Here is a 13,870-nt window from a genome sequence, read left to right as displayed (position 1 = left end):
ACGACTTCTGCGGTGGGAAAGAAATCGCCATAGCAGCCGTAAATAAGCAAGAAATCGAAGCTGTAAGGCAAGGTATGGCGATTGTTTGCACCGATGGCGCGAACATAGCATCCGTGGTCATTCGCTGAGTGCAAGGACAGGAGTGACCACATGACAGCAGTGCTCAGTGCCGAGGAGCGCGCTGCGCTGGAGGCGATCGACGAGACCGCCATCGCCGGGTTGCTGAGGGAGCTGATCGCGATCCCGAGCGTGACCGGGAGCGCTGCCGAGAGCGAGATGCAGCACCGGCTGGCCGGGCAACTGGACCGGCTCGGCCTCGACGTCGACCTGTGGCCCGTGGACCTGCCCGCCCTGCGCGCACACTCCGGCTTCCCCGGGACCGAGGCACCGCGCGAGGAGGCTTGGGGGCTCGCGGCGAGCACACCGGGCGGCGATGACGGGCCGACCATGATCCTTCAGGGGCACGTCGATGTCGTCCCGCCCGGCGACCTCCAAAAATGGGACGGCGACCCCTTCGTCCCGAGAGTGGTCGGCGACGTCGTCCATGGCCGCGGTGCCTGCGACATGAAGGCCGGACTCGTCGCCAACCTCGCCGCCCTGACGGCGATCCGCGCCAGCGGCGCCAGGCTGCGCGGCCGGGTGGCGGCCCACTTCGTCGTCGGTGAGGAGGACGGCGGGCTCGGAGCCTTCGCCACCCTCCAGCGCGGACACACCGGCGATGCGTGCATCATCACCGAGCCCACCGGCGGCACGCTGGTGACCGCGAACGCCGGCGCGCTGACCTTCCGCATCGAGGTCCCCGGCCAGGCCACACACGCGAGCACCCGCGACGCGGGAGTCAGCGCCATCGACGCCTACCTGCCCCTCCACCAGGCGCTCGACCGCCTGGAAGCCCGGCGCAACACGGCGACCGACCCGCTGATGACGGAGTACACCACCCCGTACGCACTCTCCATCGGCACGCTCCGCGCAGGTGACTGGGCAAGCAGTGTGCCGGACCGCCTCGTCGCCGAGGGCCGGCTGGGCGTTGCCCTGGGCGAGGACCCGGCCGAAGCCGTCGCCGACTTCGAGACCTGTGTGACCGAGGCATGCGCACAAGATCCCTGGCTGCGCGATCACCCGGCGATCGTGACCTGGCCCGGCGGCCGGTTCGCGAGCGGCCGACTGCCCGCGGGCCATCCGCTCGGGGCTCTGGTCCGGGACGCGCACGCCGACGCGGTCGGCGGGCCGCGGGTGCGCGAACGCGGCGCGCCGTACGGAAGCGACCTGCGGCTCTACGCCGCGGCCGACATCCCGACCCTCCAGTTCGGGCCCGGTGACGTGCGGCTGGCCCACAGCGCACAGGAGCAGGTCTCCGTCCCCGAGGTCGCCGCGGTGGCCCGCACCCTCGCACTCGCGGTGCTGCGCACCGTCGGCACCGAATAGCCACCACACGACAGCAGGCCACACACGGGCACGGTCCTCGATCTCGGGCCGGAGATCGGCCACTTGGCCGGGCGAGCCGCTCCTCCACACCAAGCCCCAGAACCCGTGCCCGATGCACCGACCACGGGGACCAGCCACCCGATCCGCGCCCAAGGCCCGGACAGACACACAGCGAAAGGGACGTCGCCATGACCTCAACGGAGGTTGAGCAAGGCCGGTTCAGTGACGAGGCCGCCGAATCCGCGCCGGAAGAAGGCTATCGGCGCGGGCTGAGTGCTCGTCAGATTCAGATGATGGCCATCGGAGGCGCGATCGGCACCGGGCTCTTCTACGGCTCCAGCACGGGCATCGCCATGGTCGGGCCGAGCCTGATCGCGTGTTACGCCGCCGCAGGCATCGTCATCTTCTTCATCATGCGGGCGTTGGGTGAGCTCCTCACCTACCGCCCCACCTCGGGAAGCTTCGCCGACTACGCGCGGGAGTTCTGCGGCCCGTTCGCCGGCTTCGTCACCGGCTGGTCGTACTGGGCCGCCTGGGTCGCCTCCTGCATGGCCGAGGTGACCGCCGCCGGCCACTACATCGCCTACTGGTGGCCCGCCATCCCCGTCTGGGTCACGGCCGCGGTGGCCCTGGCCGTGCTGCTCGCCGCGAACCTGGTGTCCGTCAAGGTCTTCGGCGAGCTGGAGTTCTGGTTCGCCACCATCAAAGTCGTCGCCATCACCGCGATGATCGTCATCGGCATCGGCGTACTGACCTTCGGCCTCTCCTCCCTCGGGCACACCGCCTCGGTCCAGCACCTATGGGCCGACGGGGGATTCGCACCGCACGGCGCCTGGCAGTCCATGCTCGCCATGCAGGGGGTCGTCTTCGCCTATCTGGGCGTCGAACTCGTCGGCCTCACCGCCGGCGAGGCCAAGAATCCCCAGCAGACCCTCCGCAAGGCGATCAACACGCTGCCCATCCGGATCGCCGTCTTCTACATCGGCGCACTGATCATCCTGCTGTCCGTGCTCAGCTGGACCAAGTACACCCCCGGCGTCAGTCCCTTCGTCCAGGTCTTCGCCGGGGTAGGCATCCCGGGAGCCGCCGGCATCATGAACTTCGTCGTGCTCACCGCCGCCCTGTCCGCCTGCAATTCCGGAATCTACTCCGCGGGCCGGATGATCCGCGGCCTGGCAGTCAACGGCGAGGCCCCGAAAGCCATGACGAAACTCAGCGACCGCCAACTCCCCGTACCCGCGGTGATGTTGTCCATCCTGGTCATGGCCGCCGGCATCGTCATCAACGTCATCTCCCCGGACAAGGCATTCGTCTACATCACCTCGGTCAGCGCCTGCGCCGGACTGTGGACCTGGGGCATGATCCTCACCGCGCACCTGCGCTACCGGTCCAAGGTGCGTGCCGGGCTCCTGCCCACCGTCGACTTCCGGCTGCCCGGCGCCCCGGTCACCAACTGGATCGCCCTCGCCTCACTCGCCCTCGTCGTCGTACTGATGGCCACCTCCAGCGACACCCGGCTCGGCCTGTACGTATGGGCCGCGTGGTTCGCCGCACTCACGATCGGCTACCAGGCCGTCAAACGGCGCACCTCACGGTCGGCTTCCGCCCTCCGATAGGACAGGCCCCAGCACAACGGCGGAGTTCCGTGGGCTTCGTCGGCGTGCTTCCCGCTCATGGGCGAGGTCCGCAGACGGAACTCGACAAGCCGGCCGAGGCCGCCGACCGCTACGTTCAAGTGCTTCTCGGACCGCCGCGCTGAGCCGGTGACCGCAACAGGAAGGGCTCGTGCAGCAGCCAAGCCGGTCAGCGAGGTCCCGAGAAAAGCGCGCCGTCATCCGCACATCAGGATGACCTTGCCGAACTTGCCTGGACCAGCGAGCCGGGCATAACCATCGGCGTACTGGTCGAGGGAGAAGGCCGTGTCTACCGGGACCCGCAAGCGGCCGTGTGCGAGCAGGGGAACGGCCGAGGTACGAACGAGGTTGGCGAGCAGTGCCTTTTCCGCGTGCGTGCGGCCGCGAATGGTCGTTCCGATCAGCTGGCCGCGTGCCAGCATGAGGTCGAACATCCGCAGCGGGACCGTGGCACCGGCCTGAACGCCGACGATGAGGACCTTTCCGCGGCTGCGCAGCAGGGTGACCCGTCGCAGGCAGTCCGGTCCGCCGACGAGTTCCACGATCACGTCGTACGGCCCATGCTGCGCCTCATCGTCGGGAGTGACGACATCGACGCATGCGCCGTCCGGGGCGAGCGACTTCACCTGGTCGTGAAGCTCGGGACGGCGCACGCTTGCCACGGTGTGCGCGCCGGAAACCGCGGCAACCTGCACCATGGCCGTTCCCACGCCGCCTGCCGCGCCGGTGATCAGCACACGGTCGCCCGCGCGGACCTGGGCCTGGGTGATCAGGGCGTCCCAGGCGGTGCTGAAGGCTTCCGGGAAGCCGCCGGCCTCCTGCCAGGACAGCGCATCGGGCACCGGAAGCAGGAGCTCGGCAGGGACGGTGATCCGCTCGGCGTGACCGCCGCCACCGACCAGTGCCATGACGCGTTCGCCGGTGGAGATCCCGGTAACAGCGCTCCCGACGCACTCGACCTCACCGGCGATTTCCAGGCCGGGCACGTCGGTTGGCCATCCCGGCGGCGCCGGATAGTCCCCCCGTGCCTGTTGCAGGTCGGCGGCGTTGAGACCCGCGGCGCGCACGCGGACCACCACCTCTCCTGGCCCCGCCACCGCGTCCGGCCGTTGCTCCAGATGGAATTGCCCGTCGGAGTCGATCACTACAGCCCGCATGATCGGCACTCTACGCGCACGTGAACGCCGCGGGCGGGCGCCAGGGCGCGGGGAAGCTCAGGAGGCGTTGTCGCTGAGGTAGCGCATGGCCAGACCGGGCAGGTCCTGGCTGAGCGTGTCCCAGTCGTTGTCCGGCGCCACCGCCAGGGGGGTGGTCACTCGCCACTCCAGGGTTGCCTGTACCGCGCGCATGGCCAGGGCGACCCGGCGCCGGTCGATCTCGTCCGGCCGGCCGGGGTGGGCCAGGATGACGTCGCACAGCTGGGTGAACACTTCCTGGAGCTTGTGGAGGGCCGTGTCCTGGACGGGCTGTCCGGCGTTGCGCAGGGCGAATTCGCGGATGAGGTCCGCATGGTCGTGGAACGTGCTGATCATGCCGGAGACGCATCGGGCGACCGTGTCCGGGAAGTCCGCTGACGTTTCGGTGACCGCGGTGCGGTTGGCCTGCTGGCGGGCGATGAGCTGGTCCAGCCACCGGTCCTGCACTGCGGCCAGAAGCGCGTCCTTGCCGGCGAAGCGGCTGTAGATGGTGCCGACGGCCACCTTGGCGCGGACGGCGACGCCGGCGATGGTCAGCGCGGCGGCGCCGCGTTCGGCCACGAGTTCCTGGGCGGCGCCGAGGATGCGTTCCATGGCGGCGCGACTGCGCTTCTGCTGCGGGGGCCGAGGGGTGCTGTCGGTGGTCACATCGCCGATTGTCGCATCTCGGCCGCGCTTACATGAACCTGAACTTTCATTCACGTATAAGTGCGCCGCTCCACGTCGGCGCCGCTCCCCGGAGCCCGGTGCGGGCCATGGCATCGGTCTGCCGAGCCCGCCCGGCCTCAAGACCGGGCGGACTCGGCGCGCTTGCCGCCGGCGGCCGCCACCTCGGGCGGTTGTGCTAGCCCCAGAAACCGAGGTGCACCGCAGCGGCGTCTTCGTAGAGGTACGGCCCCGACACCTCGACCGTGTTCCCGCCGGCCTCGAAGACCTGACGGCACGGGAGATCGAGCAGCGGCTCATCGGGCTTCGCTCCGGCGAGGACGTTCAGCTCCGTCGCCGCGAGCGCATAGACGACCCGGCGGATGCCGCTCCAGAAGATCGCGCCCGAGCACATCGCGCACGGCTCGGTGCTGGTGTACAGCGTGGCCTCGGTGAGCTGCTCCGGCGTCAGCGTGCGCGACGCCTGCCGGACCAGGTTCGTCTCCGCGTGACCGGTGACATCGTGCTCCGTGATCACGGTGTTCTCGGCCATGAGCAGGACCTCCCCGGCCGCGTCGGTCAGCAGCGCACCGAACGGATGGTTTCCGTGCCGGCGCGCGCCGGCCGCGAGGTCGATGGCTGCGAGGAGGTGAGCCCGGTCCCTGTCGGCCGGCGGGTTCGAAGCTGAGTGCATGGCGTGCTCCTCATAAGGGGGTGTGAGGCTGGGCGGCGAGCTGCCGCGGGCTGGGCCGTGGGTGTCGCTCGCGGTCAGCCCGGCGGTGGTGCTGGTGGTCAGGTTGTGGGTTCATCCGGTGCGGTCCTGGATCGGCGCGCCGCTCGGCCCGGCGGTGCCGAATCAGTCCGGCGGTGTCGAATCACCGTGGGCCGACGGACCGTTCGAGGCATGGTGGGTGCCGTCGTCCGGGCGACCGCGCCCCCGGGCCGCCCGCTGACGGTGACCCGGTCCCTCCGGTCGTGGTGGGCAGCTCCGCGGTCACATTTCCGTGAGCAGTCGGGTCAGGAGTTCGCCCATGCGGGAGGCCGAGTCGCGGCCGGCCTCCAGGACCTCTGAGTGGTCCAGGGGTTCGGCGCCCATGCCGGCTGCCGGATTGGTGACCAGGGACAGTCCGAGTACCTCGGCGCCGGCCGCGTGGGCGGCGATCGCCTCCAGGACGGTGGACATGCCGACCAGGTCCGCGCCGAGGGTACGCAGCATCCGGATCTCCGCCGGGGTCTCGTACTGCGGGCCGCGCCACTGTGCGTACACGCCCTCGGTCAGTGTCGGGTCGATGCTGCGGCACAGCTCGCGCAGCCGGCGCGAGTACAGGTTGGTCAGGTCGACGAAGTCGGCGCCGTGCAGCGGGGAGGCGGCGGTCATGTTGAGGTGGTCGCTGATCAGCACCGGCTGGCCGGGGCGCATGTCCGCGCGCAGTCCCCCGCAGCTGTTGGTCAGGATCACGGTGCGGCAGCCGGTGGCCACCGCGGTGCGCACGCCGTGTGCGACCGCTTCGGTGCCCCGTCCCTCGTACAGGTGGGTGCGGCCGAGGAAGACCAGGGCGCGGCGGTCGCCGACCGGGACGGAGAGGATGCGGCCGGAATGTCCGGCGACTGCGGACGGCGCGAAGCCGGGGACGTCGGTGAAGGCGAGGTCGTGCGTCGGGGTGCCGAGCGCGGCCGCGGCCAGGCCCCACCCGGAGCCCATGACCAGAGCGACATCGTGCTGGGCGACGCCGGTCAGCTCGGCGATGCGCCCGGCTGCCTGCTCGGCCGTGGCGGAGGGGTTGCCGGCGGAGGCAGCGGTCTCGGTGGCCGCTTCGGTGGTGGTGGTCATCGGGGTCGGGCTCCTATCGGTGCTGGGCGGTGCGTGGCCGTGTGCCTCGCAGGCCCGCCCGGGTTGTGTGCTTTTGTCGGGTAGCGATGCGTGGTGTGGTTCAGTGCCCGGCGGTGGGTACCGCCACAGCGGCCGGACGGGCGGACTCGCGCTCCAGCCGCTCGGGCGGCCTGGCCAGCGCGAGGGCGGCGATCAGCGCCAGGGCCAGCAGGCCGCAGCCGGCCCACATGGCCTCGGCGTACGCGGCGTGCCCGGTCTGCCCGTGGTGAGTTCCCGCGGTGATCAGTGCGGATGACAGCGCGATGCCGAACGAGGCACCGAGGCCGATACAGGCGCCGTTCAGCCCGGCCAGCGCGCCCTCGGCCTCCGGCATGGCCACCACGGAGTAGCCGTTCAGCGCCGTCATGCTCAGCCCGTTGTAGGTGATGCCGAGCAGAGCGAGCATGGCAACGACGGTCCACCGCGAGTCCAGGAAGGCGCAGGCGACGGCGAAGGCCACCAGGGTGCCGGTGGCGCCGATCCGCGCCGCGCGGTTCCAGCCGAGCCGCGGGCCGATCCAGCCGGCGATCGGGGCGCCGATCACACCGATGATCTGGGCCGGGGTGGAGAACAGCAGCGCCGAGGTGAAGGAGGACATCCCGAATCCGGCGTGCTTGTCCTGGGTGAACAGCGGAATGGTCAGCGCGAGCGCGGCGAACGCGCCGCCCAGCGTCAGCGCCGAGGTGACCAGCAGCGGCCAGGCGCGGCGCGAGCCGAGCAGGCTGATGTCGATGAGCGGCTTGGTGGTGCCGGTGCGCCGTGCGCCGCGCTGGGTGAAGCCGAAGGCCGCCAGGGCCGCAAGCCCGCCGAGCAGGCAGGCCATCGTGGGTGTGGAGGTCCAGCCCCAACTCTGGCCCTGGGCCAGGCCGATGAGCATGCCGGACAGGCCGATGCAGAGCAGCGTGGCGCCGCCCCAGTCCATCCGCCCGGCGGACGGGGCCGGGAGCTTCGGCACCGCGAAGATCACCGCGAGGATGCCGATGACGCTGACCACCAGGCCGGCGCCGAAGACGCCGCGGAAGCCGATGGTGTCCGCGATCTGCCCGCCGGCGATGGCGTCCACTCCGGCGAAGCCCCCGTTGACGGCGGTGATGACTCCGGCGGCCCAGCCGAACCGCTCGCGGGTCATCACCTGGTTCAGCGTGAGGAAGGCCAAGGGGAAGTTGGCGGCAGCGACACCTTGCAGAACTCGGCCGACGAGGAAGACCCCGACGTTGGGCGCGAGCATGCAGGCAAGGTTGCCGACCAGCAGAATCGCGCAGGCGAGCAGCATCGTCTGCTTGCGGCCGCGGTAGTCGCTGAGTCGGCTGAGGGTGACCTGGCTGAGTGATCCGAGCAGGAAGAACAGCGTCTGCGAGAGACCGGCGATGCCCGGGGTGGTGTGCAATTCCGTGATCACATGCGGCAGGGCCGGACTGATCATGGTGGCGTTGATCTGGTATCCGAGGACGGCCAGCACAAGGGCGGTCAAAAGCCCGAACTGGCGCCCAGCGGAACGGTCAACGACGGGGCTCGTCAGCGACATGACGACGCCTCCACCTTCGATAAGGGAACTGGGGATGGCGAGCGGCGCCTTCGCTCTCTTGCTTCACTTGTCAGACAAGGCGGCTCGCGAGACACTTCTAACCTGAGCGCGAGGGATGCGTCAAGGTGTGGAGGAGGTGCCGGTGGCTGCCAAACAGCCCCGACGACGGCCGGTGGTCGTGCTGTACGAGCGGATCGTGGAAGCCATTCACGAGGGCGTCTATCCGCCGGGTTCACCGATGCCCAGCGAGCCCAAACTCGCCGCTGACCTGGGAGTGAGCCGGCCGGCACTGCGCGAGGCGCTGATCCTGCTCCAGGAGGACGGCGTGCTCGACGCGCGGCGCGGCGTCGGCCGCACGGTCAACCAGCCGCCGCAGCGCGGGTTCGAGCAGCTGCGTCCTATGGAGCAGCTGCTCGGCGGCGGACGGCCGGTGCAGGCCACCGTGCTGCGGCACGACCTCGCGGAGCCGACGGACTTCTCCACCCAGCACCTGCTGCTCTCCGTCAGGGACCGGGTCCCCTTCTGGGAGGTCGTCCTGGAGCTCGACGGCCTGGCCTGCTGCCTGGCCCAGGAGTGGGCAGCCCCCCAAGAGAGGCTGCGCGAGCTGCTGCCCGAGCTCGCCGATGCGCTGAGCGGGCCCCCGGCGCCGCCGAGCTCCATGCTCAAAGTGCTCCTGGAGGTGGGGCGGGAGCTGCCGCTGCGCGGCTCGGCCACGATCGTGGCCTCCATGCTCGGGCAGCGCCGCGGTCAGCAGCTCGCACGCCCCGCGGACACCCCCGCCATGCTGGCCACGCAGGTCGTACAGGTAGGGCGGGTCCCGGTGCTGGCGGCCAAGTACATGCTGCCCTCCGGAGCACCTGCCCTGCCGGTACTGCAAGCCCGGTGAAACGGGGTGGCAACTCGCCGGTCGTCACCATCCCGCGCGAACTTGTCTGACAAGAGCGACCGCATTTTCCCCGAGCGCGCCCCGGCCGTCGGCGCCGCATGACGCTCTCCCGCACCCTGACCGGGCCGTGCGCCACCAGGACCGCCGACACCCGCACCTTGTCGTCGCCCATCACCGGAAGGCATCCCCCGGCGATGACGCCGGGGAAGCCCTTGAGGAAGGAATACCCGCCAACTCCCGCGGATTCCTGGGAACTTGACGCACCCGCCAGTAGCATCCGGCCGGCCAGTAGCACGCCGCCCAAGCAGCCATCCTCGAAAGGGGCTCCTGCATGCGCTTGACCTCGCGCGTCGCGCCCGTCGCCCTCGCCGTGGCCGCCCTCCTGCTCGGCGTCCTCCCCGCGCAGGCCCAGGCACACCCCGACCGCGCCCCCGGCCGTGCCCCGGACCGGGTCACGGTCGGTGACCGCACCTTCATCGCCGACGGCCGAGGCCGCGCGCTCCAGTGGCGCGGCTTCAACCTCGCCGACAAGAACAGCCGAGGCAGCAACGCGTTCGCCGACATCCACGAGAGCGACCTCAAGGACATGGCCGCCCGGGGCTTCAACCTCGCGCGCCTCGCCTTCTTCTGGGACGACCTCGAACCCACCCCCGGGCACTACGAGCGCGGCTACCTCACCAAGATGCGCCGCATCCTCGACTGGGCCAACCGCTACCACATCAAGGTCATCCTCGACGCCCACCAGGACGTATACGGCCCCCGCTTCGGCTCCCGCGGCATCCCCGACTGGGCCACCCGCGACGAGGGGCTGCCGTTCGAGCCGATACCCGACGACTGGTTCTCCGAGTACTTCGAGCCGTCCGTACAGACCGCCTTCGACCACCTGTACAAGGACGCCGACTTCCGGGCCGCGCACGCCCGCATGTGGATGACGGTCGCCGCCGCCCTGGGCAGGCACCCGGCGCTGCTCGGCTACGACCTGATGAATGAGCCGTTCGCGAAGTTCCTCGAAGGCGAAGACCTCCCCACCGCCGCGGCCCGCTTCGAGGCCACCGAACTCACCGAGCTGTGGAACCGCCTCGCCCGGGCGATCCGCCTGGTCGACCGCAGGTCGTGGGTGTTTGTCGAACCCACCGTCATCGTCGGCGTCGGCGTCCCGACCCGGATGGGTCACATCGACGACCCGCACGCCGGCTACGCGCCGCACTTCTACGAGACCGCGATGGAAACCGGCGCCGACTACGACCCCAACGGCACCTTCATCCCCGCCTACGAGGCCGCGATCAGCGACTATCCGACCCGTCACCGCATGCCGGTGATCGTGGGGGAGTGGGGCGGCAACCCCTACGTTCCGCACGCGAGCCAGTTCGTCACCGACATGACGGCCTCCATGGACCGCTTCGCCAGTGGCTGGACGTGGTGGCAGTGGTGCCGGGGCGGCGGCTACTGCTTCCTCGACCAGACGGGCGCCGCGAAGCCCAACGCCCGGCTGCTCGTCCAGCCGTACGCGCGGGCCGTCGCGGGCGACCCCGTCAAGTTCGCGTACGACCCGGCTACCCGCACCTACACCCTCACCTTCCGCACCCGCGACAACGCAGAGGGACCCACCCGGATCACCGTGCCCAGGGACACGTACCCCGGCGGCTACCGCGTCGAAATCCAAGGCGGCAAGGCCAGTTGGGACGGCCACGGCCATACCGTCACCGTGAACACCCGCGGCAGGGCCGGAGCCACCTACAGGGTCACGATCAGCCCGAGGTAGCCCACCCCGACCCGCTCGTTGGCAGTGCGACAACCCTCATACCTTCGGCTCGAACAAGGCTGAAGCTTGTCCGAAAATGGATCGTGTCGGTGATTGATCCTTTGTACGGTCGGAGAAATTTCGAACGGGGGGATCTTCATGATTCGTCGTGTTTCACTGGCCGCCGCCGCGTGTGCGGCCGTTGGTTTCTCGCTTGTCACCGTTCCGGCTCATGCGGCCGGAGCGGAGGCGACGCCCACCCAGGCGTCGCAGAAGGTGATGTCGGGGTCGGACCATGTCAAGTGCACCACCTTGAGCAAGGGTCAACTCTGCATCGTCATGGACAGCCGGCCCCAGTCCATCGATGTCATCTACACCAAAAAGGGTGGCGCGAACATCAAGGCGCAACTCGGGTACCGCATGAACGGTTCGTCGTCGTACGCCGGGCTGGAGACCATCAGCGACGGCGACCGGGCCACCAACACCTGGAAGATGAGCTGGCCCTGCAAGAGCGCCGTCGGCCTGCTCAAGGTCCAGGGGCAAGGGACCTTCGAAACCCCGTCGGCGACGTTCCCGGGCTGCTGATGAGGTAGCACAGGACAACAAGCGGAAGTGAGCTGAGGGGCAAGGCGGAGACCGTCCTCGTACTGGGCGTACTAGGGTGGCTCCGCCGCGCCTGCTCGTGTCCGAGAGCCGCCATGGGGCTTTCCCGTTCGGCAACGCCTGGTCGTACGTACTCCACAACACATGACGCAGATCAGCCGGAGAGGCGGGCGACAAGGCGCCTCAGCCCCTCCTGGCAGTTGACCCCCGTCTGAAGCGCCTTCCATGCCTGGGCGACCTGCGACTCGGACAGGTCGGGCAGGGTCTCGTCGATCCGTGTGCGCAGGTCCGGCATGGGCCTGGTGCCGATCAGGTCCTCGGGACGCATCGTGGCCATCAGCCCTTCGATCGCCGGCCGGTCGGCCTCGGCCGGAAGGTCGGGCAGGACCAGCGCGACCACGTCCACGGACGCGAACTCCCGGGCCGCCGTCTCGTCCTTGAGCAGCTCGTCGACGACCCCGCCGATGTGCACGAAGGGGGCGAGCACGTGCACGAGCCCGTTCAGGTCGAGCCCTGCGCGCAGGCGTTCGCGTTGGCGGTTCAGCCATGCGCACAGCACCTCACGGCCCAGGGGCGTACGGCAGATGCCCGGGGTGCTGCGCCAGCTGTTGAGTTCCGCTTCTCGGTGCGGGCGATAGTGACGGTGGTATGACACCCCCGCCTCCGGCAACCCTTCCAGCTCCAGTTCGGCGGTGAGCGCGAGGCGTAGTTCGCGGGCGCAGCGGGGGTCGGCGAGCAGCCGGGTCAGCTGCGGGCGCCGGTGGACGAGCAGGTGGGCGGCGCCCGGGCCGCCCAGTTTCGGCGGCGGGTCGGCCAACGGCACTCCTAGTTCGAGGAGTTCGTCCGCCAGGTCGAGCGGGATGAGGGCCCGCCTGCGGCCGGGCACGGGACAGGGCAGGCGCACCGGAACGGCGTCGGCCGCCAGACGTGGGGCGAGCCGCACCGCCAGGTCGTACAGCTCGTCACTACGCACCCGCCAGCCAGTCGTGCAGCAGGCGGGCCGCCTCACCGACGGGGAGCCCCGGGCGCTCGCCCGTCAACAGGGCCAGGGCGCCGCTTCGTCGGAGCAGCGACAGCCAGTCCTCCGTGCTGCTCGCGTCGTCGGGGATCAGCCGCAGTACGTCGTACACCGTTTCCGGGCGACGCTCGACCAGCAGATCCAGGGCCTTCCCCTTCAGGGCGTCGCCCCAGAACTTGTCCGCGTCGCCCGCGCACAGCCCGACCCTCGGCACGATGTCCGCGAGCATTGCGGCCACTTCGGACTCGGGATTCGCTCCCGCCGCCCGGGCCACCTTGCGCAGATCCGCGGCCATGCCCGGATACAGGTCGCGGGGCGTGTGGACGCGTCGCACCAGTACGTCGCGGAAGCGCCGGAGTTGGTCCGGCGAGACCACCGTGCCCCGGGGAGCCAGTTCCTTGGCACGCGCGCGTACTGCCCCGATGGCCAGCGCTCCATGGTCCGCGAAGGTGGCGTACCGGGCGTCAAGCCATCGCTCGTCGGGCTTGGTGTGGTGCTCGCGTTCGGCGTTCCTTGCGCGCGTGAAGTATCCGGTGGCGTGCTCCTTGTGCTTTCCGCCCGCCTTCAGGCACATGCCGGCGAGTTCGTCGAGGAAGGCGGGGAGGAACCCGGGTGCCGTCGCGGCCAGGTGCTCCAAGTCGTTGTCCAAGATGGACTTGTAGAGAAGCGGGCTGCCCCAAAGGCTCCAGCCGAAGGCGTAGGCCGCCTCCAGGGCCTCCTGCTCCCGGCCGGGGTGCGCCGCCATCAGCCGCTCGGGAAACGTGAGTTCGGTGTCCTCGGGAACCCGGATGCCGGTCGCGAACGTGTCCGTGAGCGCCCAGTCCTCCTGCGACGCCACAAGCGCGTCCCAGTGGCGTGCGAAGGAGGCCCTCAGGAGGAGCGTCATGGTGTGGTCATCGGGGTGGGCGTATGTCCGCGCGATCAGCGCCGCCTCGTCGACATCCGGTGCGGGAGGGCCTGCCACCGGCTCGACGCCGGCGTCGTCGAGTGCCTCGCGCCACACGGGGTCGGACTCGGCGAGGGCCAGGGGCACGCGCGTGCCTGCGGCGGCCCAGGCTTCGGCCTGTAGACGAGCGAGCCTGCGGTGCCCGGTCAGCGCCCGCCGCAGCCGGTACAGCCGGCGTACGCCTTCACTGTCCGCGAGCCAGTCGGGTACCTGCTGAAGCTTCTTGCCGCGTGGATTGCGGTGGACGACCTGGAAGCCGTCGTCCAACTCGACGGTGTAGCCGCCCACTTCGTAGCGCCGACCCATGTTCCGGTACTTCCTCCCCGTCTTTGCTGACGCGGCCGTCGCCGCGCGCGTGCCGACGCCTCGAAGACGTTAACG

Annotated in this window: 12 protein-coding genes; 5 read left to right on the top strand and 7 right to left on the bottom strand. The window is 70.1% G+C overall.

Features of this window, described 5'->3' with window-relative positions; all coding sequences use genetic code 11:
* The first annotated feature begins 150 nt into the window (after positions 1-150).
* Positions 151-1,425, top strand: a complete 1,275-nt coding sequence (locus tag ACFWJW_RS21300; protein WP_387243477.1) for an ArgE/DapE family deacylase — start codon at positions 151-153, stop codon at positions 1,423-1,425.
* A gap of 188 nt (positions 1,426-1,613) precedes the next feature.
* Positions 1,614-3,041, top strand: coding sequence for an amino acid permease (locus ACFWJW_RS21295; RefSeq protein ID WP_387243474.1), 1,428 nt, complete (start codon positions 1,614-1,616; stop codon positions 3,039-3,041).
* Between the two features lie 215 nt (positions 3,042-3,256).
* Here the strand turns inward: ACFWJW_RS21295 and ACFWJW_RS21290 are convergent, their stop codons facing one another.
* From ACFWJW_RS21290 to ACFWJW_RS21270, 5 genes are all read right to left on the bottom strand, one after another.
* Positions 3,257-4,204 carry an alcohol dehydrogenase catalytic domain-containing protein gene (locus tag ACFWJW_RS21290; protein ID WP_387243471.1) on the bottom strand — a complete coding sequence of 316 codons (948 nt, stop codon included), beginning with the start codon at positions 4,202-4,204 and terminating at the stop codon, positions 3,257-3,259.
* Between the two features lie 69 nt (positions 4,205-4,273).
* Positions 4,274-4,903, bottom strand: coding sequence for a TetR/AcrR family transcriptional regulator (locus ACFWJW_RS21285; protein ID WP_387243468.1), 630 nt, complete (start codon positions 4,901-4,903; stop codon positions 4,274-4,276).
* A gap of 196 nt (positions 4,904-5,099) precedes the next feature.
* A complete protein-coding gene (locus ACFWJW_RS21280; protein WP_387243466.1) occupies positions 5,100-5,594 on the bottom strand; it encodes a nucleoside deaminase in 495 nt (164 codons plus the stop codon).
* A 300-nt stretch (positions 5,595-5,894) separates the two neighbouring features.
* Positions 5,895-6,731 carry a purine-nucleoside phosphorylase gene (locus ACFWJW_RS21275; protein WP_387243463.1) on the bottom strand — a complete coding sequence of 279 codons (837 nt, stop codon included), beginning with the start codon at positions 6,729-6,731 and terminating at the stop codon, positions 5,895-5,897.
* 100 nt (positions 6,732-6,831) lie between these two features.
* Complete coding sequence (locus tag ACFWJW_RS21270; RefSeq protein WP_387243461.1) at positions 6,832-8,295, bottom strand: MFS transporter; 1,464 nt, start codon at positions 8,293-8,295, stop codon at positions 6,832-6,834.
* Between the two features lie 142 nt (positions 8,296-8,437).
* On the opposite strand from ACFWJW_RS21270, the gene ACFWJW_RS21265 reads away from it, so the two are divergent.
* From ACFWJW_RS21265 to ACFWJW_RS21255, 3 genes are all read left to right on the top strand, one after another.
* Positions 8,438-9,181, top strand: a complete 744-nt coding sequence (locus tag ACFWJW_RS21265; protein WP_387243459.1) for a GntR family transcriptional regulator — start codon at positions 8,438-8,440, stop codon at positions 9,179-9,181.
* Between the two features lie 331 nt (positions 9,182-9,512).
* Positions 9,513-10,943 (top strand): cellulase family glycosylhydrolase, encoded by a 1,431-nt coding sequence (locus tag ACFWJW_RS21260; protein WP_387243456.1) that lies wholly within the window; start codon positions 9,513-9,515, stop codon positions 10,941-10,943.
* A gap of 318 nt (positions 10,944-11,261) precedes the next feature.
* Complete coding sequence (locus tag ACFWJW_RS21255) at positions 11,262-11,507, top strand: hypothetical protein (protein WP_387243453.1); 246 nt, start codon at positions 11,262-11,264, stop codon at positions 11,505-11,507.
* Between the two features lie 172 nt (positions 11,508-11,679).
* Here ACFWJW_RS21255 and ACFWJW_RS21250 read toward each other — a convergent pair whose 3' ends face one another.
* Complete coding sequence (locus ACFWJW_RS21250; RefSeq protein WP_387243450.1) at positions 11,680-12,498, bottom strand: hypothetical protein; 819 nt, start codon at positions 12,496-12,498, stop codon at positions 11,680-11,682.
* Complete coding sequence (locus ACFWJW_RS21245) at positions 12,491-13,795, bottom strand: hypothetical protein (RefSeq protein WP_387243447.1); 1,305 nt, start codon at positions 13,793-13,795, stop codon at positions 12,491-12,493. The genes ACFWJW_RS21250 and ACFWJW_RS21245 overlap by 8 nt, the downstream gene beginning before the upstream one ends.
* Positions 13,796-13,870 lie beyond the last annotated feature (75 nt).

This window comes from Streptomyces sp. NPDC127097 (assembly GCF_042724075.1).
In the GTDB taxonomy this organism is placed as follows: Bacteria; Actinomycetota; Actinomycetes; order Streptomycetales; family Streptomycetaceae; genus Streptomyces.
The sequence above is the reverse complement of the archived record's forward strand: the minus strand, read 5'-3'. Positions and strand labels throughout refer to the sequence as shown.

What these genes read in the sequence shown, in the direction of transcription:
- ACFWJW_RS21300 (WP_387243477.1), top strand. Translation starts at nt 151, where the DNA reads ATGACAGCAGTGCTCAGTGCCGAGGAGCGCGCTGCGCTGGAGGCGATC.
- ACFWJW_RS21295 (WP_387243474.1), top strand. Translation starts at nt 1,614, where the DNA reads ATGACCTCAACGGAGGTTGAGCAAGGCCGGTTCAGTGACGAGGCCGCC.
- ACFWJW_RS21280 (WP_387243466.1), bottom strand. Translation starts at nt 5,594, where the DNA reads ATGCACTCAGCTTCGAACCCGCCGGCCGACAGGGACCGGGCTCACCTC.
- ACFWJW_RS21275 (WP_387243463.1), bottom strand. Translation starts at nt 6,731, where the DNA reads ATGACCACCACCACCGAAGCGGCCACCGAGACCGCTGCCTCCGCCGGC.
- ACFWJW_RS21270 (WP_387243461.1), bottom strand. Translation starts at nt 8,295, where the DNA reads ATGTCGCTGACGAGCCCCGTCGTTGACCGTTCCGCTGGGCGCCAGTTC.
- ACFWJW_RS21260 (WP_387243456.1), top strand. Translation starts at nt 9,513, where the DNA reads ATGCGCTTGACCTCGCGCGTCGCGCCCGTCGCCCTCGCCGTGGCCGCC.
- ACFWJW_RS21255 (WP_387243453.1), top strand. Translation starts at nt 11,262, where the DNA reads ATGGACAGCCGGCCCCAGTCCATCGATGTCATCTACACCAAAAAGGGT.
- ACFWJW_RS21245 (WP_387243447.1), bottom strand. Translation starts at nt 13,795, where the DNA reads ATGGGTCGGCGCTACGAAGTGGGCGGCTACACCGTCGAGTTGGACGAC.